Source organism: Vulgatibacter sp. (genome assembly GCF_041687135.1).
Classification (GTDB): Bacteria; Myxococcota; Myxococcia; order Myxococcales; family Vulgatibacteraceae; genus JAWLCN01.
Genome location: NZ_JAWLCN010000002.1, coordinates 659,795 through 676,830 on the forward strand (window position 1 = coordinate 659,795; position 17,036 = coordinate 676,830).

Genomic DNA, 17,036 nt, shown 5'->3' on the forward strand with positions numbered 1-17,036 from the left:
ATCACAGCAGCCGGGTGTCCTCGTTGCGCTCGGCCACGTCCTTGCCGCGCGAGCCCTCGTTGCGCCCGTCCGCGTACTCGCCGGGGATCGTGCCGCGGAGCTCGAGGATCAGGTCCCCGTCCCGCACCGCGACGATGTCGTCCGACCGGGCGTAGATCTCGTCCGGCAGCAGCCAGCCCTGCTTGATCCGCACGTAGGCGCCCTCGACGGCGACCACGTGGCCGATCTTCTCGCCGTCCGGGTTCCGGACGCGCATGCCCTCGTGCACCAGGCTGGTGTCGACCTGCTCCATCGATCCTTCCTCCTCCGATCACGATCGATGCGCACCGGTGCCGCGAACGGCCTGCCCGCCGCCCTGCCCGGCAACCTGCGTCGCCTCGGCCCTGCGGGCGTCCCGCTCGAACCAGTTGTCGCGGTAGGCCCTGCCCCCGCGCAGCAGCTGCCAGAGAGAGGCCGCCGGGTAGGCGGCGATCACCAGCGGTCCGAGGAGGAGGCATTGGCGCACGTGGGCCCGCTCGTGGGCGAGGAGCGGTGGCTCGCCGAGGAGCGTCCGATCCCGGTAGACGATGGTCGCGCCCCACGTATAGGCGTTCACGCCGGCGGCGCGGAAGAAGAGGGCGAGGGGGCCGCTGCCTGGCGCCACCACGTCGATGGCGCCGTCGTGGATCCGCACCGGCCTGCCGCCGCCCAGGCCCGCCACCACCAGCCCCGCCACGGTGAGCGGCGCCGCCCAGAGATGCCCGATGGCCCGGAGCGCGAGGCTTCGCATCGCTGCAAGCTGGCCACCTGCGCCGGGTGCCGCCAGCCGGGTTCAGCCCTACGGCTCCTTGGGAGGCCCGTTGCTGCCGGCGGGGCGCTGCTGCTGCCCGCCGCGCTCCTGCCGCCTGCCGCCCCTGCGGCGGCGCCTGCGCCTGCGCTGCGTGGGGCGCTGGCCTGCTTCCTCGGGAGCCGGAGGCCGCGCCTCCCGCTGCGGCGGGGGCTGTGCCGAACCAGCGGCCTGTGCCTCCACCGGCTGGGGCTGCTGCTGCTGCTCGGGCCCCGGGCGCTGCGACTCGCCCTCGCGCCTGCGCCGTCTGCCCCCCCCCCTGCGCCGCTGCCCCTCGAGGTCGGCGGGACGCCCTGCCCCCTGCGCGCGCTGCTGCTGGGGCTGCGTCCGCTTCGCCGCGGGGAGGGGCCTGCCGGTGATGAAGGCGTGGCAGCGCTCGAGGAGCGCCCGGGCGTTGGCGTGACGGAGGAGCTTGCGCGCCTCCTCGTAGTTGGCCCAGCGGTAGTCCTTCGCCTCGACCTCGCGCAGCTTCACCGCCGGGTTCGCCACCCGCGCGATGAAGTAGACCACCTGCTTGGAGACGAGCCCCTCGGGGCGCCGGTAGATGTAGCGGATCGGCTCGCGGTAGCCGGGGAGCACGCGCACTTCCTTGACCCCGGTCTCCTCCCAGAGCTCGCGGAGCGCGGTCTCGATCTCGCGCTCCCCCTCCTCGACGCCGCCCTTCGGGAACTCCCAATGCTCCCGCTTGGTCACCGCCGAAGAGATCACGAGGTAGAGGATTTCGCCATCGACCTCACGAAACGGGACGATCCCGCAGGACTTCTCGCGCAGCACGGCAAACCGCCAGTCTTGGGGCCGGTCGCGGGGCGCCTGTACGGCGCCGGGCGTCCCTTGCGTGACGGGGACGGCGGCCCACTTGCCACCATCGTACCCTCGCGCGCGCTCCCGGTCAGCAAGCATGGCCATGGCTGCAGCGAACGGCGGTGCAGGACCCTTACGGGTCCTGCCTCCCTACCGCCTTCAGGCGCCGATCGCCCGGGCGGGATCGAGCCGCGCCGCCCCGCGGGCGGGCGGATAGGCCCCGAGGAGCGCCGCGACGATCCCGAGGGCCACCGCCCCGGCGAGGAGCCAGGGCGGGAAGAGGAAGAAGCTCTCCGGCTTGAAGGGGAACTCGGGCAGGAAGGAGCGCGCCGCGGCGTCCACCACCCGGCCCGCGGCCAGCGCCAGCGCCGCCCCGATCGTGCCGCCGAGGAGGCCCACCACCGCTGCCTCGCCCACCACCAGCAGCGCCACGTCGCGGGAGGTGGCGCCCACCGCGCGGAGGATGCCGATCTCGCGGGAGCGGTTGCGGATCGAGGCGCCCAGGGTGAGGGCGATGTTCACCGCGGCGAGGGCGCAGATGAGGAGCGAGAGGAGCGCCAGGGCGGCGGTGGTGATCGCCACCGCTGCGCCGACCCGCTCGGCGATGGCCCGCTCGCCGTCGTCGATCTCGAAGCCCATCTCCCGGACCGCCTGCGCCAGCGCCGGCACGGCGTCGGGGCTCTTCGCGGTGAGCACCACCGCGGAGTAGCGCTCGGCGTCCTCGCCGAAGTGCGCGTTGAGGCGGCGCGCCGCCTCGAGGGGCAGCGTGATCCCCTGGAGCATCGCCCGGTCGGAGACGCCCACCAGCATCGCGTCGCGGCGCACCACCTGGCTGCCCGCTGCAGCGGAGGCGGTGACGTAGGAGCGGCCGTAGGCGACGGGGAATTGGAAGCCGCCCAGCATCCCGGCCTGCAGCGCCGGGAGGCCGCGGTTCTTCGCGAAGCTCTTGTTGTAGATCTCGAGGAGCCGCGACGAGATCACCACCGGCACCGGCCCCTGCTCGCCAGGATCGACGAAGCGCTCGGGCTGATCGAGATCGGGGGCGACGAGGCCCGGATCGACGCCCTCGCCGAGGATCTCCAGCCCCATGCGCAGCCGCTGTCCGAAGAAGACGCCGTCGTAGCGGGAGACCGCGGGGATGCGGAGCTGCATCTTGCGGTGCACCGCCTCCACCCGCGGCAGGGCCCGGAGCCGCTCCACCGCCTCGTCGTCGAGGTGCACGCCGCCGAAGAGCCCCACCGAGACCTTCGGCGGGATCACCTCCACCAGGCGCGCGTCGGTGGGGAAGACGCGGGTGCGCACCACCTCGCCGACGCCGCTGCCCAGCGCCACGAAGAAGGCGAGCGCGCCGATCCCCGCCGCCACGCCGAGGGCAGAGAGGAACATGCCGCGCTTGTCCCGGCGGAGGTTGACGAGGACGAGCTGCGCGAGCCTGCCGAGCTTCATGCGTGCACCGTGAGCGAGGGGGCGGCTTTCGCCTCGGGGAGGAGTCTGCCGTCGCGGAGGCGGACGATCCGCCGCGCCGCGCGCGAGACCCTCTCCTCGTGGGTGACCACCACCAGGGTGAGGCCGTCCTTCTCGTTGAGCTCGCGCAGGAGCGCGATCACGCCTGCTGCCGTCTCGGGATCGAGCGAGCCGGTGGGCTCGTCGGCGAGGACCAGCTGCGGCTTGCGGAAGAGCGCGCGGGCCAGGGCCACCCGCTGCCGCTCGCCGCCGGAGAGCTGCGCCGGCAGCCGGTGGGCCTTTCCGCCGAGGCCCACGCGATCCAGCGCCGCGAGGGCCCGGGTGCGGGCTGCGTCCACGTCCTCCGCCGGGGCGAAGTAGCTGGGCAGGAGCACGTTCTGGAGCGCGGTGAGCGGCGGCACGAGGTTGAATGACTGGAAGACGAAGCCGACCCGCTCGTTGCGGTAGCGGGCGAGCTCCTTGTCGGAGAGCCGCCCCAGCTCGAGGCCGAAGACCTCCGCCCGCCCGCCGTGATCCCGATCGAGACCGCCGATCACGTTGAGCAGGGTGCTCTTGCCCGAGCCCGAGGCGCCGACGATGGCGAGGAAGTCGCCGTCCTCGACGGTGAGCGAGACGCCGCGCAACACCTCGAAGCGCGCAGCGCCGTCCGCGTAGGCCTTGGTGATCTGCTCGAGCCGGATCATTTGAGCCCGAGGTCCGCGTCGACGACGAGCCCCTCGTCGTCCACGGAGAAGGAGGCGGTGACGCCCTTCACCTCGTCGAGGAGGTTCACCCAGGTCTCGACCACGGCCTTGATCCGGAAGCCGCCGATGCCGTACGCCGACTCGGGGATCGCCCGCAGCGCCTTGGTGAGCCGTGGCATGTCGAGGTGTGCAGCGGAGGCGGAGGCCTGGAAGACCTGCTTCGCCGAGGGGTCGCGCACCTCGAAGATCGGCTGGTCCTTCGCGGCGAGGCGGGCGCGGGCCTTCTGCAGCACGCCCTTGCCGCCGGTGGCGATCAGGGTGTCACCCTGCAGCGTCCAGCTCATCCCCTCGCCTGCGGCGTAGGTGGCCCGGTAGACCTTCGCGCCGCCCTGCTCCTCGGTGGTGACCTTCATCCGGAAGTGCTCGGCGCCCGCGGCGAGCTTCTCCAGGACCTGCGCCGCGCGGGCCGGATCCTTCACCTTTGCGTAGATGGTGGTGTTCACGAACTCGAAGGGGTTGGTCGCCGAGATCGACGCCTCCACCGGCAGGCCGCCGGAGAGATCGATGTCGGGGTTGAGGCCGAGGCCCACCACGATGCCCGGCTGGAGCTGGGCGAGGATCTCGGTGGAGGGATCGATCCCCGCCCGGCGGAGCCGCACGAAGAGGCCGCGGGGGAGCATCCCCTCGATCACCGGCTGCAGCGCCTGCGGCTCGCCGCCGAGGCGGACGGCGAGGAAGTCGTCTGCGGGGAGGAGCTTCACCAGCTCGGCGCCGGCGCTCCTGCCTGCGGGCTCGAGCACCGCGAGCTCCAGGGCGCCGCGGGGCAGGAGCGCCCTGGCGTTGACGCCCTTCGCGCTGGCGGAGAAGCCGAGGGCGAGGCCGTTCTCGAATTGCCTGCCGCGGCGGCCGGCGACCTTCATGCCCTGCGGCATCCACACGGTGAGGTCGCGGGCGCCCAGCTTGCCCGCCATCTTCCGGTAGCCCGGGCTGTTGGCGAGGGACTTCTCCCAGGGGCGCGCGAGGGCGCGGCCCACCGCGTCGACGGCGCCCGCCTCCGAGCCCACCACCGCGTAGCCGTCGCGGAGCGCCCAGGCGACGCGGGCCGGGCCGCCTGCAGCGGCGGCGAAGGTATTCACCTGCACGGGCTTCGCTGCCGGCGCGCCCTCCGGCACGGGCGCCTGCCAGCTCGTCTCGCCTGCAGCGGTGGCGCCGAGCTTCTTCGCGAGGCCCGCCATGTACGCCGAGAATTTCGCCTCGTCGGCGACGCCGATGACGAGGAGCTGCGCGCCCGCCTCGTCCTGCGCCACGGCGAGGCCACGCTTGCCGTCGAGCCCCGCGGCGGCGAAGCCCTCGGGCTTGCGCGGATCGAAGCCGAGCTGCCGGACCAGCGGCCCGAGGATCTGCTCGGTGTTGCGCGCACCATAGGAGGCAGCAGCCAGCTCGGCGAGCTGGGTCTTCTCCAGCTGCGCCACCGTCTGGCCCACCTTCGCCAGGTCGGGGACGTGGACCACGCCCTGTGGCTCTTGCGGCAGGAAGGCGAGCGGGCTCGCCTCGCGGGCTGCTGGCGCCTCGTCCCTGCAGCCGCCGCAGCCGGCGAGGGCTGCCAGGAGGGCGACGACGAGGGCGAGGAGGGAGAGTCTGCGCGCGATCACGGGGGCTCCTTGCGGCGTTCGTCCGGTGGGACGGACGGGGGCGGCTTCTGCTTCAAGCCGCCTACCCGCCCCCCAACGCCCGGCAGCCGTGCTGCCTTCCGAAGGGGGAGCGGGCCCGCCATCCCAACAGAGCGGTACCTGCCGGGCAAGCAGCCTCTCGCTCGTCGCCTGCCTTGCGGTGGAGCGCGCGGCTGCGCTCAGGTCGTGAGCACGACCTTCGTCACCTCGGCGGGCGCGCCGAGGCGCATCGGCGGGCCCCAATAGCCGGTGCCGCAGCTCACGTAGATCTGGGTGTGGGGGCCGTGGCGGTGGAGGCCGCGCACGTAGGGCTGGGCCAGCTTCACCAGGTTGTCGAAGGGCCGGATCTGGCCGCCGTGGGTGTGGCCGGAGAGCTGCAGGCCGACCGCATGGCGGGCAGCCCGCTCGATCTCCGCGGGCTGGTGGGCGAGGAGGACGAGCTCCCGCTCGGGATCGCGGCCTGCGACCGCCGCGGCGAGGTCCGGCTCGTGGCCGAAGCGGCCCGCCTTGTAGTCGTCCACGCCGGCGAGGTCGAAGGAGGCGGCAGCGTCGCCCACCACCACCCGCTCGTTGCGCAGCACCCGGATCCCCAGCGAACGCAGGTGCTCGATCCAGGGCGCCGCCCCCGAGTAGTACTCGTGGTTGCCGAGGCAGAAGTAGACGCCGTGGCGGGCGCGCAGCCGGGCCAGCGGCTCCACGTGCCGCGCCAGCTCCGCCACGCTGCCGTCGACGAGGTCGCCGGTGATCACCACCGCGTCCGGACGCTGGGCGTTGGCCTTCTCGACGATCTGCTCGACGAAGCGCCTGCCGATGGTGGGGCCGACGTGCACGTCCGTGAGCTGCACCAGGCTGAAGCCAGAGAGGGCCCGCGGCAGGCGCTCGAGCCGGACGGGCACCTCCTTCACCTCCACCTCGCCGAGGCCGCCGCGGAGCGCCGCGCCGCCGAAGCCCACCGCAGCCACCGAGGCCACGCCGGCGGCGCCGCGGGAGAGGAGCTCGCGGCGCACCGGATCGGTGGCGCCCTCGCTCTGCCGCGAGGCCCACAGGGCCAGGGCGCCGCTGCCGATCCAGCTGGCGAGGTCGGCGAGGAAGGCGCTCACCACGAGGAGGAAGCCGAGGCCCATCCACGCGTAGGCGGCGCCGGCGATGGGACCTGCCCAATCCCGCGGCAGCGCCCGGGAGAGGGGCATCGCCACCGGCAGGAGGACGGCGAGGAAGACGAGGGCCCAGGTGCCGACCTTCGACCAGGGGGCGGGCCAGCCCGGCGCCCGGACGAGGCGCGACCAGAGGTACCAGTGGAGGCCGACCACGACGAGGGTGGCGACCCCGAAGAAGCCGAGGAAGGAGAGTGCGCGCTGCATGGGACGCCTTTGCTAACCGGGACGCGGGCGGAACGCCACCCCGGGCTTCCGGCACGTCGCGCGCAGGAACGCAAACGAGGGCGGAGGCTGCAAAAGCCCACGCCCTCGTTCGTCTCGATCATCCGCTAGGCCCGTCCGGACCCAGGGGCAATCTCGAAGCGATTAGTAGTCGCCGTAGCCACCACCGCCGCCGCCACGACCACCACGGCCGCCGCCACGGCCGCCACGGCCACCGCCGCCGGCGCCGCCACGGCCGCCACCGCCACCGCCGTAGCCGCCGCCGCCGAAGCCGCCGCCACCACCGCCGAAGCCGCCGCCGCCACCGCCGCCGTAGCCGCCACCGCCGAAGCCGCCGCCACGGCCACCGCCGCCGAAGCCACCGCTACGGGGGGGACGCTCCTGCGCCTCGTTGACGCGGAGGGGACGACCGTCGAGATCCTGCCCGTCCCACGCCGCGATGGCGGCCTGGGCGTCGGAATCCGAGGCCATGGTCACGAACGCGAAGCCGCGGGGCTGGCCGGTGACGCGATCGGTGATCACGGCGACGTCCTCCACCTGGCGACCGTCCGAGCCGAAGGCGGCGCGGAGGGTGTCCTCGGTGGTGTTGAAGCTGAGATTGCCAACGTAAAGCTTGGTACCCACTGAACTTGCCTTTCGAGAACGTCCCCATGGACGCTCTCTGCGCCCCGGCTGCTGCCGGCTGCGCATGAAGTTGGAACAACGGACGCGCTGGGAAAAATCGGCGCGAAGTCTGAAATCAGATCCGGCGGACGTTCGCCGCCTGGAGGCCCTTGGCGCCGTTCTGCACGTCGAACTCGACGCGCTCACCCTCGGCCAGCGACCGGAAACCCTCGGACACGATGGCGGTGTGATGAACGAAAACGTCGTCACCGCCATCCTGCGCGATGAAGCCGAAGCCCTTCGCGTCGTTGAACCACTTCACCGTACCCTGTGCCATTCTTTCTCTTCTATCTGCGGCGGCTGCCCGCCCGTCGAACGATGGCCAGCGCCGTGCCGGCCAACACAGGGTCATTCAAGTCACACTCGAACTTTGCCCCGCGCGCGCAAAGTGGACCGCTTTTCGCGCGTTGGCAAGCGGCACCGGTCGATTCGCCCCCCGGGACGGTCCACCGACCATTCACCAGGCGGCAATCGGGCCGATCCAGAGGCGCCTGCCCACGGGGGGATCCCGGGGGGTGGTGGCCACCTCGTACATCCCCCGGGAGGCCGGCACCAGCACCTCGAAGACGAGGGCTGCCGCAGCGAGCCCCCCGAGGGTCCAGCGCCCCAGGCGCCGCAGCCAGCGCACCGGCCCCGGCCCTGCCGGGAGGAAGTGGCCGAGCAGGAGCGCCAGCGCCAGGCAGGCAGCGAGGTAGACACAGGCGTCGATGGCCAGCGCCATCGGGTCGATGGCGAACGAGCGGGAGATCGCTCCGTTCCACCAGACCCAGGGGAGCGGGAAGCCGTAGAGCGGCGGCAGATCGCCCGCGCGCTCCCAGCGCAAGGTGAGGTAACGCAGGCCGAGGAAGGTGGCGGGAAGGGCCACCCCCAGGAGCAAGCGCCAATCGATCCGCCGCATTGCCGCCCTCCCCGCTCGTGGAGGAAACGATAGGCAGCGCGGCGGGGCCGGGCCCCCACCCGCTCGGACGCCCCGCGCGCTGGTGGACGTCCCGCGTCAGCTCGCCTCGCGCTGGCCGAGGGCGCGGAGCTCGAGGTCGAAGGCGAGGAGGCGATCCAGCTCGCGCACCGTGCTCTCCGCCTCCTCCACCTCGATCGCCAGCGCGTCGAGCTGGTGGGTGACGCCCGCGGGATCCCGCAGGGTGATCGACTGCTCGTGGAGGAGCCGGAGCAGGTCCTCGATCGAGGCGAGCTGGTGGGCGATCACCTCGCGGCTCTCCTGCGCCTTCTCGAAGCGCTCCAGCCGCTTGCCGAGGATGGCGACCCGGCGCTCCTTGATCTCGCGGACCGCTGGCGGCGCGGCGCCGCCGGCGAGATCGACCTGCAATTCGCGGAGCTCGCGCTCGAGCAGCTGGCGATCGGTCCCGCCCAGGTAGCGGCGGTGGTCGTTCAGGGTGAGCAGCAGCCGGAGGAAGGACTGCAGGAGCGCGTCGATTCGCAGCCGCGACTGGGCGGCGATCGCCTCGCCGCCAGCGTCCAGCCTGCCGAAATTCTCCTGGATCCTGGAGGCCAGCGCCTGCAGGCCGAGGAAATGCTCCCGCTGGTTGGGCGCGAGCTCCGCGAGGAGCTTTTCGTTCTGGCGGCTGCGCAGCTTCGCCTGCTTCTTCGCTTCGCGGGCGTCGACCGCCTGCTGGAAGCGGGCGTTGCCGGTGATGGCGCCGAGGAAGACCAGCTCCACCCCGCCGGCGAGGAGCAGGGGCACGTCGCTGCCGGTGGCCATGGCGGTGACCGCGCCGCCGCCGAGGATCCAGAAGCTGGTCCGGTGGCGTAGCGCCGCGCCGAGGTAGCTCATCTGCCTGCGCATCAACGGGCCTCCGCCGGCAGGGCCGCCGGCTCTTCGCCTCCGCCGACGTGGGACGCCGGGCGGATCACCTCGACCGCGGGCGGCGCGGGCGGGCCGCCCCAGATCCGCGCCGCGAGCGCGGGCGCCACCACCAGCTCGAGGGGCGGCAGCGCTGCCCTTCCCTGCCGTGCGGCGGCCCAGGCCATCACCAATTCCGCAGCTGCCGGCGGCGCATCCGAAGCCGGCAGCTCGCCGAAATGCTCGGCGAGGAGCGCGCGGAGCGCCGCCTCGTTCTCGTCCACCGGGCTGCACGCCGCACCGGCTGCGGTCACCAGCACCACCGGATCGATCGGCACCCGGGTCGCCACCGGCAGCGGGCTCCCCACCGGCCCCGCAGGACCGAGCTGCCAGCGCGGCAGCGCTGCAGCCGCTGCACGCCCGGCGCCGAGCTGCCCAAGGGCCTGGCGCGCTCCCTCGACCTCCTGCACCGCCGCGCCTGTCGCCGCCCTGGCGAGGAAGGCCTCCGCGCTCCCGGCGGGCGCTGCGACCGCGCGATCCCCCAGCGCCGCCGCCTCCATCTTCGTCGCTGCCACCACCACCAGATCCCTGCCGCCGCCGAGGACGCGATCGATGCGGGCGCCTTCGGCGAGGGGCCAGGCCCCGGCGATCTCCGCCACCGAGGCGACGGCGCCGTCCACCTCGCCGCGGGCGAGGAAGGCGAGCGCCGCTGCACCGTGGGGGACCGGCACCACCCGCACCCCGCCAGCGAGGCGCAGCGCCGCCGCCCGGGGCGGCACGGCGATCCGCGGCGGCGCCTCACACGGCGCCTCTGCCTGGTGCCAGAGGTGGACCGCGCGCGCCGGCGCCTGCACCTCGGGCTGGCGGAGCGTCCACGAGAGATCGCCCGGCAACCAGCCCGCCCGCGCGGCGCCTGCGACGAGGAGCGCGATCCCGCCGAGCACCAGCAGGCCCCTGCCCCCGGGCCCCAGCTTCACCGCCATGGCCTACCGCCTTCCTTCCCACGTGGGAGCCGACTTCAGCTCTTGCGCTCGAGGCTGCGGGCAGGAAGCGGGATCGCCTGCGCATCGACCGTGTCGATGACGCCCATCTCCTGCTTGAAGCGCTGCACCAGCTCCTGCGCGCGGATCTTCTGGGCCTCCTCCTCGATCTGCACGGTGGTGCCGTCCACCGCCTCGAGGGCCATCTGCATCCGCGCCTCGTTGAAGGCGGTGCGCTCCTCGATCTTGCGGATCATCTCGTCGTGGGTCTGGTCGATCCCCGCCACCTGGAAGGACTCGAGGGCATCGGCCACCTTCGACTGCCACTGCGCCCGGCGGTGATCGCGGATCGCCTGCATCGCCTCGCGGGTCTTCTTCTCCTTCTCCGCGAGGAAGACCTTCTTGAGCTGCACCGCCTTGTCGTAGGCCGCCCGGGCGCCCTCGAGCTGCGCCTCGTTGCGGGCGAGGTGGCCCTGCAGGCTCTGGAGCTGGATCGCGTAGCCGCCGGCGAGGTCGTCGCGGTTGGCGTTGATCGCCGCCTTGATCTTCGCGGTGAGGTCGACCAGCTCGCTCCGGAACTTGCCGTTCTCCTTCTCGAGGAGCGTCACGTTGGCCCGGACCATCGCGATGTTCTCGTTCATCCGCGGGACCTGGTCGTTCATGTCGCGGACGTTCTGCTGGAGGATCAGCTCGGGGTCCTCCACCGAGCTGACGAAGAAGCCGACGAAGGAACGGACGGCGCGCTTGAATCGGGTCCACATCGGGTGGGCTCTCCTGGGGGTTGCCGAAAGAGAACGACCGTAGGCCCCGGGCCGCCGGCCGGACAAGCAAGGGACCCTACGCACACCAGGCGGATCCGGTTCACAGGGTTGGGCAACTAGCAGAAGTGGCCCTGCAGGAACGACGACGCCGCCTTTTGCCTCGTCTCGAGGCGAAGGCGGCGTCGCGTCGGGCGGGCTGGTCCTACTCCGGCCGGTCGTCGTGCTCCACCGGATCCTCGTTGTCGATCGGCTTGCTGCCGGGGATCCCGATGTGGAAGGCCGCGTAGCCCGGCAGCATCACCGGCGCCAGCGAGAGGCCGATGATCCTGCCGCGGAAGGGTGAGATCACCACCGACTTCTCCTTGCGGATCGGGTCGGTGATCGAGCCGAGGATGTCGCCCTCGCGCACCGTGTCGCCGAGGCGCACGTCGCTGACGAGGATGCCGCCGCGCTCGGCGCGGACCCAGCGGGTCTCGTAGAAGATCCGCTGCTCGCCCAGGGAGACGCGGCCGCCCTTCTGCAGATCCATGTGGGCGAGCACGTTGCGGACGCCGATCACCCCGCGCTTGATCTCCTGGCGCTGGAAGCGCATCGGCTCGCCGGCCTCGTAGATGATCGTCGGGATCCCCGCTTCGGAGGCGGCGCGGCGCAGGGTGCCCTTGCCGCCGCGGTTGTGGACGATCACCGTGGCGCCGAAGGCCTTGGCGAGGGTGACGATCCGCTCGTCCTTCAGGTCGGCGCGGATCTGCGGCAGGTTCGAGCGGTGGAACGAGCCGGTGTGGAGGTCGATGAGCGCGTCGCACCGGCGGATCACGTTCTCGAAGAGCGCGTGGGCGATCCGCGAGGCGGAGGAGCCGCGGGGGTGGCCGGGGAAGGCCCGGTTGAGATCGCGGCGATCCGGCAGGTAGCGCGAGCTGGTCTGGAAGCCGTGGATGTTGACGATGGGGACGCCGACGACGGTCCCCGCCATGCCCCGGGCCCTGGTGGTGTCGAGGATCTCCCGGACGATCTCCACGCCGTTGAGCTCGTCGCCATGGACGCCGGCGGTGAGGCAGACGGTGGGTCCGGGCTTCTCGCCGCGGATCACCACCACCGGGATGTCGATGCCGGCGCCGGCGAAGGACTCGCTGCTGCGCAGGGCGAGCTCGCGGACCTCGCCCGGGGGCACGAGCTCGCCGAGGAGCTCCATCGGGCCCCACGGCGGCGGGCCCGCAGGCGGGATGGCGATCCCGTCCGGCAGCGCCGGGCCGGGGACCGGCGGCGTCTCCACCACTGGCAGGGTCTTGCCCGGCTCGAGGGCCTGCGGCGCAGGTGCCCCAGCCGGCGCCTCGGGCACCTTCGCCGGGGCTGCGGGCTGGGACGAAGCGCCCGGCGCGCCCGCCGTCTGGGCGACGGCGGTGAGCGGGAGGGCGAGGATCAGGGATGCGAGAAGAGTCCTGGTTCGCGACACGGCGGCACCATAACAGAGGCTCCGGCGAGAAGCTTCCAGGCACGCAGGCAGGGGCTCGAACATCGGAAGTCCGAGGAAACGCGAGGACTTCCAACGTTCGACGGCGGCAAGGCCTCGCTCCCTCCCCTGCGCCCGTGGTAGAGGCCGGGCCATGATGGAGACAAGTCGCGATCCCCGTGGGCCCCTCGACCTCGCCAGCCTCCTCGACTGGTCGAAGGTCTTCGGAAGGCCGGCGCCCCTCGAGGTGGAGATCGGCTCCGGCCAGGGCGGCTTCGCCCTCGGCCACAGCGCCGCCCACCCCGAGGTGAACCTCGTCGCCTTCGAGGTCCGCAGGAAATTCGCGCGCGAGACCGCAGAGAAGGGGGAGGCGCGGGGTCTGACCAACCTGCGCTGCTTCGCCGCCGACGCCAAGGTGGTGCTGCCCCGGATCTTCGCGCCCCGCTCCGTCGACGTCTTCCACATCCAGTTCCCCGACCCGTGGTGGAAGAAGAAGCACCACGGCAGGCGGCTGGTGGAGGACGAGTTCTCGATCCTCCTCTACAACCTGCTCCGGCTGGACGGGCTCCTCGAGGTCCGCACCGACGTGGAGGGCCGCGGCGTGGAGATGGCCGCTGCGCTCGAGGCGGTGGGCTTCGTCAACCGCTTCGGCGCCGGGCAGCTCGCCCCCTACGATCCGAGCGAGGTCCCCTCCACCCGCGAGCGCGGCTACCTCGCCCGCGGCGAGCCGATCTATCGCTACAAATTCGGCCGCACCGCAGCGCCGCCCCACCGGGCGCAGGCGCCGCTCCCCGAGACCACGGTGGGACCGGAGCAGCGCAGGCGGTAGAAACGACGAAGGCCGCCCCGCGAAGGCGGCCTTCGTCGTTTGGGGCGGCTCCCGCTTCAACCCCCGCGCAGCGTCGCCGCGATCTCCGCTGCGGCGGCGCGGGCCTTCTCCAGGGCGTCGGGCGGGAAGGAGATCGCCGCCACCACCGGGTGGCCGCCGCCGCCGAATTTCTCGGCGAGCCTGGCGAGGTCGTGGGTCCGCGGCACCTTCGCCCAGGGATTCGATCCGATCGAGACCTTGGCGCGCTTCTTCGACGCGGTGACGTTCACCCCGTACCGGCAGTCGGGATGCAGGTAGTAGGGGATGAATTTGTTCACGGTGTCGATGCCCTGGTCGGCGATGTCGTAGAAGACCACGCCGCCCTCGAGGCGGGAGCGCTCGCGGATCAGCTCGACGTTCGTCTGGTGCCTGGCGAGGAGCGGCTCGATCCGGCTGGCGTACTCGGGTGCACTCGCGAGCTGCTCGAGCGATTCGTGCTGCAGCCGCCCGATCAGCCCGTGGAGCACGCCCGCGTCCTTCTCCGCCTCGATCATCGTCATCAGGCGGAGCGCCGGCTCCTCGAGCTCCACCGCCATCTTCGCGTCGGGGAACTGGGCGCCGTCGATGAGCTCAGCCCAGTCGATGAGCTCGCGCATCGGGCCCGCATCCCAGCCGAAGCGCTCGGTGGCGATCTTCGCCAGGAACTTCGTGCAGCTCTTCGCCTGCGGGTCCCAGAACTTCCTCCCGGTGTGGTCCGCGCGGAAATGCGCCTCGTCGCCGGGCTCCTGGAAGGCGGAGATGTGGTGGTCGAAGAACCAGGTGAGGCCCGGGTTCTGCGTGTAGCGGAAGTCGACGATCGCGTTCACGTCGCCGTCGAAGAGGTTCGGCCCGAAGGCGTCGCCGGCGCGGTGGGCGAGTCCCTGGTAGGTGACCTCGGCCGATGCGTCGATGCGCTCCTTGTAGAAGCGGGTGAACGTCGCCGCCGAAGCGAGCCCGTCGAAGCAATTGTCGTGGTAGCAGACCTTGAGCCGCATGCCGCCTTCCAGTCGCACCGCGCCGCTCGATCGCGCGCGGGAAGGAAAGCGGCCGAAACTAATCGCCCGGCGCCGCGCATTCAAGCCTGCTCGCACGCGGCGCGCGTGATCAGTAGAGCGGCGCGAGGAGCGCCGCCGCCCGCTCGAGGAGCCAGCGGTCCTTCGGACCGAAGGCCGCGGGCCGATCGGAGTCGATGTCGATCTGGGCGAGGTAGCGGCCGCCGCGCTTCACCGGCACCACGATCTCGCTCCGGGTCTCCACCGAGCAGGCGATGTAGCGCTCGTCCGAGAGGACGTCGTCCACCACCAGCGTCCTGCCGCTGCGCGCCGAGGCGCCGCAGATCCCGGCGCCCACCGGGATGCTGGTGTGCTCGGTGGGCCTGCCCACGTATTCGCCGAGGACCAGGGCCTCCCCCCGCAGCACGTAGAGGTAGATGCCGGTGTAGAGGGGCCTCGCCCGCTGGAGTTGCCGCACGAAGGCGCGGCGCTTCTCCGGAGCGGAGCCGGGACCCGTCGTGATCCGGGCGAGTGCGTCGAGGATGGGCTGGGCGTCGAGCATGGAGGCGCACGATAGCCGGTGGGCGCGGCCGCATCCAGCGATGCGGGCAGGCAGGCGTGCCCCGTGCCGCCCGCTGCGGGCCCCGCGCCACGTGCAGAGCTTCTTCGAACAGCCGCTCGCTCTACGAGGGCGCGCGCGAAAGGAGCTCCTCATGCGGGACCATCGCAGGATCCTCGGCCTGCTCTACATCGCCTGGGCGGTGCTGCAGCTGGTCGGCGCCATCGGCATCGCGATCTACGGCAAGATCGAGCTGGCGGTGCCCTGGCTCTACTGGCTCTCGACCGTCGTCGTCTCGGTGGCCTATGCCTGGGTCGGCTGGCGGCTGCGCCTGCACGATCCCCGGGTCCGCGTCGCCGCGATCCTCCTCGGCGTGCTGGCGCTGCTCTCCTTCCCGGTGGGCACGGTGCTCGGCATCTACGCCCTCTGGTCGCTGCTGCGCCGCCCCCAGACCAGCGAGGCGGCGCAGTAGAGCGGGAATCTAGTGCACCGAGGGCGGCACGTCGCCTCGGTCGGCGGGGGTGGTGTAGATCCCCGGCCCCTCCGCCCGCGGCTGCTGCTGCTGCTGCTGCGCGGGCACCTCGACGCGGGCGGTGCGGGCCTCGCCGCGGCCACCGGCCCAGCGGCGTCCCCTGCGGAGCAGGGCGCCGGGCTGCGCACCGGCGCCGATCACGCCGCCGGCAGCGGCGCCGAAGAGCGCGCCGAACAGCGCGAGCATCGCGAAGCCGATCGCCAGCCGGATCGCGCCGGCGGTCGCTCCCGCCACCAGGGCGAGGTTGCCGCCGAGGATGGCGAAGAGCGTGGCGCTCGCGGTGCCGTAGAGCCCCCAGACCAGGAGCCCGTGGAGCAGGCCGCTGGTGCGGGAATCGGCGCCTGCGGTCCGCGCGGCGACGTAGCCACCGACCAGCGCCCCGACCACCACCATGCCCAGGGTGACGATCCCGCCGAGCCAGCCCCAGGCCGAGCTCTCCCCCGGCTCGATCAGGGCAATCAAGCTGCCGAGCAGCTCACCGGTCCACGCGGTCGCCACCGCGAGCACGGTGCCGGCGAAGATCGCGGCCCAGCGCAAGCCGGTGCGCCTCTCTCCCATCGATGCATTCATGTGCGGCCTCCTTTGGATCGGAAGGTGCGGAATGCCGCGCTGCGCCGACAAGCCACGGCCAGCCCGGCGCACGGCGCAGGAGCGAGCCCCCGCAGCCCGCAGGCCGACGGCGCCGTGTCCACTTTTTCCGGGTAGCGGAGGGCTTCATGTTCGAGCAGGTGACGGCAGCCATCGACGGATCGCCCGCCTCCTTCCGGGCGGCGGCGCTCGGCGCCGAGGTCGCAGCGGCTGAGGGCGGCTCCCTCGAGCTGGTGGCGGTGGCACCGCCCCGGACCGATCTGGCCACGCGCCTCGGAATCACCGGGGCGGAGCCGGAGACGGAGCACGAGCGGCGCCTGGCCGATCTGCGCTCCGCCGAGACGGTGATCAGCCGCAACGTGCCGCTGCGGCGGGCGGAGGTGGTCGACGGCCCGGTGGTCGAGTCGATCCTCGGGCGCTGCGAGCGGGGGCGGGAGGGCCGGCTGATCTGCGTGGGGAGCGGCAAACACCGGCTCAAGCTGGGCTCGGTCTCCGCAGCGGTCCTGCGGGAATCCGATTGCCCGGTGCTGGTGGTGCGCGAGGGCTCGAGCCGCGGGCCGCTGCTGCAGCGGCTGCTCGTGGGCTTCGACGGCACCCCCGGCTCGCTGCAGGCGGTGGATGCGGCGGCGGATCTCTCTGCCCACACCGGCGCCGAGGTCCACCTGGTCTGGGTGCTGCGTCCCTCCTTCCCGATGCCGCCGCAGGGGCTGCCGCTGAGCGGCGCCGAGGTGCAGCAGCTCGCCGGGGAGCCGGAGGTGCGCGAGATGCAGGAGGCGGCGCGCCGGATCACCGACGCCGGCGGCAAGGTGGCTCGCAAGACCTTCGAGCTCGGCAAGGCGGGCGATCGGATCCTCGCCCTCGGCGACGCGTGGGACGTCGACCTGATCGTGATCGGCGCCCGGGGCCGCACCCCGGCGCGGCGCCGGTTCATCGGCGGCGTCTCCGACCGGGTCGCCGCGCGGTCGATGCGGCCGGTCCTGGTGGTGAAGTAGCAGGCGAGGGCTCGTCCGCCCCATGCGGTCTCCCGCTTCACCCCCGGGGCAGAT

The 17,036-nt window shown here is 72.7% G+C and carries 20 protein-coding genes; 3 read left to right on the forward strand and 17 right to left on the reverse strand.

Annotated features, from left to right (window positions below):
- Position 1 precedes the first annotated feature (1 nt).
- From ACESMR_RS06675 to ACESMR_RS06740, 14 genes are all read right to left on the reverse strand, one after another.
- Complete coding sequence (locus ACESMR_RS06675; RefSeq protein ID WP_373046160.1) at positions 2-292, reverse strand: hypothetical protein; 291 nt, start codon at positions 290-292, stop codon at positions 2-4.
- Positions 293-310: 18 nt separating this feature from the next.
- Positions 311-769, reverse strand: a complete 459-nt coding sequence (locus ACESMR_RS06680) for a hypothetical protein (protein ID WP_373046161.1) — start codon at positions 767-769, stop codon at positions 311-313.
- A 48-nt stretch (positions 770-817) separates the two neighbouring features.
- Positions 818-1,600, reverse strand: coding sequence for a bis(5'-nucleosyl)-tetraphosphatase (locus ACESMR_RS06685; RefSeq protein WP_373046162.1), 783 nt, complete (start codon positions 1,598-1,600; stop codon positions 818-820).
- Between the two features lie 186 nt (positions 1,601-1,786).
- Positions 1,787-3,073 carry an ABC transporter permease gene (locus ACESMR_RS06690; RefSeq protein ID WP_373046163.1) on the reverse strand — a complete coding sequence of 429 codons (1,287 nt, stop codon included), beginning with the start codon at positions 3,071-3,073 and terminating at the stop codon, positions 1,787-1,789.
- Positions 3,070-3,774, reverse strand: a complete 705-nt coding sequence (locus ACESMR_RS06695; RefSeq protein ID WP_373046164.1) for an ABC transporter ATP-binding protein — start codon at positions 3,772-3,774, stop codon at positions 3,070-3,072. The genes ACESMR_RS06690 and ACESMR_RS06695 overlap by 4 nt, the downstream gene beginning before the upstream one ends.
- Positions 3,771-5,426, reverse strand: a complete 1,656-nt coding sequence (locus tag ACESMR_RS06700) for a hypothetical protein (protein ID WP_373046166.1) — start codon at positions 5,424-5,426, stop codon at positions 3,771-3,773. The genes ACESMR_RS06695 and ACESMR_RS06700 overlap by 4 nt, the downstream gene beginning before the upstream one ends.
- 197 nt (positions 5,427-5,623) lie before the next feature.
- Complete coding sequence (locus ACESMR_RS06705) at positions 5,624-6,805, reverse strand: metallophosphoesterase (RefSeq protein ID WP_373046167.1); 1,182 nt, start codon at positions 6,803-6,805, stop codon at positions 5,624-5,626.
- Positions 6,806-6,967: 162 nt separating this feature from the next.
- Positions 6,968-7,447: an RNA recognition motif domain-containing protein gene (locus ACESMR_RS06710; RefSeq protein WP_373046168.1), complete on the reverse strand. Its 480-nt coding sequence runs from the start codon at positions 7,445-7,447 to the stop codon at positions 6,968-6,970.
- Between the two features lie 115 nt (positions 7,448-7,562).
- Positions 7,563-7,763 carry a cold-shock protein gene (locus ACESMR_RS06715; protein ID WP_373046170.1) on the reverse strand — a complete coding sequence of 67 codons (201 nt, stop codon included), beginning with the start codon at positions 7,761-7,763 and terminating at the stop codon, positions 7,563-7,565.
- 180 nt (positions 7,764-7,943) lie between these two features.
- Complete coding sequence (locus ACESMR_RS06720) at positions 7,944-8,384, reverse strand: hypothetical protein (RefSeq protein ID WP_373046171.1); 441 nt, start codon at positions 8,382-8,384, stop codon at positions 7,944-7,946.
- Between the two features lie 96 nt (positions 8,385-8,480).
- Positions 8,481-9,287, reverse strand: a complete 807-nt coding sequence (locus ACESMR_RS06725) for a hypothetical protein (protein ID WP_373046173.1) — start codon at positions 9,285-9,287, stop codon at positions 8,481-8,483.
- Positions 9,287-10,267, reverse strand: a complete 981-nt coding sequence (locus tag ACESMR_RS06730) for a hypothetical protein (RefSeq protein ID WP_373046174.1) — start codon at positions 10,265-10,267, stop codon at positions 9,287-9,289. Before ACESMR_RS06730 ends, ACESMR_RS06725 begins: the two co-directional genes overlap by 1 nt.
- Positions 10,268-10,302: 35 nt before the next feature.
- Positions 10,303-11,025: a PspA/IM30 family protein gene (locus ACESMR_RS06735; RefSeq protein ID WP_373046175.1), complete on the reverse strand. Its 723-nt coding sequence runs from the start codon at positions 11,023-11,025 to the stop codon at positions 10,303-10,305.
- A 202-nt stretch (positions 11,026-11,227) separates the two neighbouring features.
- On the reverse strand, positions 11,228-12,475 hold the full coding sequence (locus tag ACESMR_RS06740; protein ID WP_373046177.1) for a succinylglutamate desuccinylase/aspartoacylase family protein: 1,248 nt from the start codon (positions 12,473-12,475) through the stop codon (positions 11,228-11,230).
- 151 nt (positions 12,476-12,626) lie between these two features.
- On the opposite strand from ACESMR_RS06740, the gene trmB reads away from it, so the two are divergent.
- Complete coding sequence (gene trmB / locus ACESMR_RS06745; RefSeq protein ID WP_373046178.1) at positions 12,627-13,301, forward strand: tRNA (guanine(46)-N(7))-methyltransferase TrmB; 675 nt, start codon at positions 12,627-12,629, stop codon at positions 13,299-13,301.
- Positions 13,302-13,357: 56 nt separating this feature from the next.
- On the opposite strand, the gene ACESMR_RS06750 is transcribed toward trmB, so the two are convergent.
- A complete protein-coding gene (locus tag ACESMR_RS06750; protein ID WP_373046180.1) occupies positions 13,358-14,314 on the reverse strand; it encodes a hypothetical protein in 957 nt (318 codons plus the stop codon).
- Between the two features lie 109 nt (positions 14,315-14,423).
- On the reverse strand, positions 14,424-14,873 hold the full coding sequence (locus ACESMR_RS06755; protein ID WP_373046181.1) for a GAF domain-containing protein: 450 nt from the start codon (positions 14,871-14,873) through the stop codon (positions 14,424-14,426).
- Between the two features lie 151 nt (positions 14,874-15,024).
- Here ACESMR_RS06755 and ACESMR_RS06760 point away from each other — a divergent pair, with 151 nt between their 5' ends.
- A complete protein-coding gene (locus ACESMR_RS06760; RefSeq protein ID WP_373046183.1) occupies positions 15,025-15,342 on the forward strand; it encodes a hypothetical protein in 318 nt (105 codons plus the stop codon).
- A 9-nt stretch (positions 15,343-15,351) separates the two neighbouring features.
- Here ACESMR_RS06760 and ACESMR_RS06765 read toward each other — a convergent pair whose 3' ends face one another.
- Complete coding sequence (locus ACESMR_RS06765; protein WP_373046185.1) at positions 15,352-15,972, reverse strand: hypothetical protein; 621 nt, start codon at positions 15,970-15,972, stop codon at positions 15,352-15,354.
- A gap of 146 nt (positions 15,973-16,118) precedes the next feature.
- Here ACESMR_RS06765 and ACESMR_RS06770 point away from each other — a divergent pair, with 146 nt between their 5' ends.
- Positions 16,119-16,982, forward strand: a complete 864-nt coding sequence (locus ACESMR_RS06770; RefSeq protein ID WP_373046186.1) for a universal stress protein — start codon at positions 16,119-16,121, stop codon at positions 16,980-16,982.
- The last annotated feature ends 54 nt before the right edge of the window (positions 16,983-17,036 follow it).

Coding starts and splice junctions, on each gene's coding strand:
- ACESMR_RS06675 (WP_373046160.1), bottom strand. CDS start 292: ATGGAGCAGGTCGACACCAGCCTGGTGCACGAGGGCATGCGCGTCCGG.
- ACESMR_RS06680 (WP_373046161.1), bottom strand. CDS start 769: ATGCGAAGCCTCGCGCTCCGGGCCATCGGGCATCTCTGGGCGGCGCCG.
- ACESMR_RS06690 (WP_373046163.1), bottom strand. CDS start 3,073: ATGAAGCTCGGCAGGCTCGCGCAGCTCGTCCTCGTCAACCTCCGCCGG.
- ACESMR_RS06695 (WP_373046164.1), bottom strand. CDS start 3,774: ATGATCCGGCTCGAGCAGATCACCAAGGCCTACGCGGACGGCGCTGCG.
- ACESMR_RS06705 (WP_373046167.1), bottom strand. CDS start 6,805: ATGCAGCGCGCACTCTCCTTCCTCGGCTTCTTCGGGGTCGCCACCCTC.
- ACESMR_RS06715 (WP_373046170.1), bottom strand. CDS start 7,763: ATGGCACAGGGTACGGTGAAGTGGTTCAACGACGCGAAGGGCTTCGGC.
- ACESMR_RS06720 (WP_373046171.1), bottom strand. CDS start 8,384: ATGCGGCGGATCGATTGGCGCTTGCTCCTGGGGGTGGCCCTTCCCGCC.
- ACESMR_RS06725 (WP_373046173.1), bottom strand. CDS start 9,287: ATGCGCAGGCAGATGAGCTACCTCGGCGCGGCGCTACGCCACCGGACC.
- ACESMR_RS06730 (WP_373046174.1), bottom strand. CDS start 10,267: ATGGCGGTGAAGCTGGGGCCCGGGGGCAGGGGCCTGCTGGTGCTCGGC.
- ACESMR_RS06735 (WP_373046175.1), bottom strand. CDS start 11,025: ATGTGGACCCGATTCAAGCGCGCCGTCCGTTCCTTCGTCGGCTTCTTC.
- trmB (WP_373046178.1), top strand. CDS start 12,627: ATGATGGAGACAAGTCGCGATCCCCGTGGGCCCCTCGACCTCGCCAGC.
- ACESMR_RS06750 (WP_373046180.1), bottom strand. CDS start 14,314: ATGCGGCTCAAGGTCTGCTACCACGACAATTGCTTCGACGGGCTCGCT.
- ACESMR_RS06755 (WP_373046181.1), bottom strand. CDS start 14,873: ATGCTCGACGCCCAGCCCATCCTCGACGCACTCGCCCGGATCACGACG.
- ACESMR_RS06760 (WP_373046183.1), top strand. CDS start 15,025: ATGCGGGACCATCGCAGGATCCTCGGCCTGCTCTACATCGCCTGGGCG.
- ACESMR_RS06765 (WP_373046185.1), bottom strand. CDS start 15,972: ATGAATGCATCGATGGGAGAGAGGCGCACCGGCTTGCGCTGGGCCGCG.
- ACESMR_RS06770 (WP_373046186.1), top strand. CDS start 16,119: ATGTTCGAGCAGGTGACGGCAGCCATCGACGGATCGCCCGCCTCCTTC.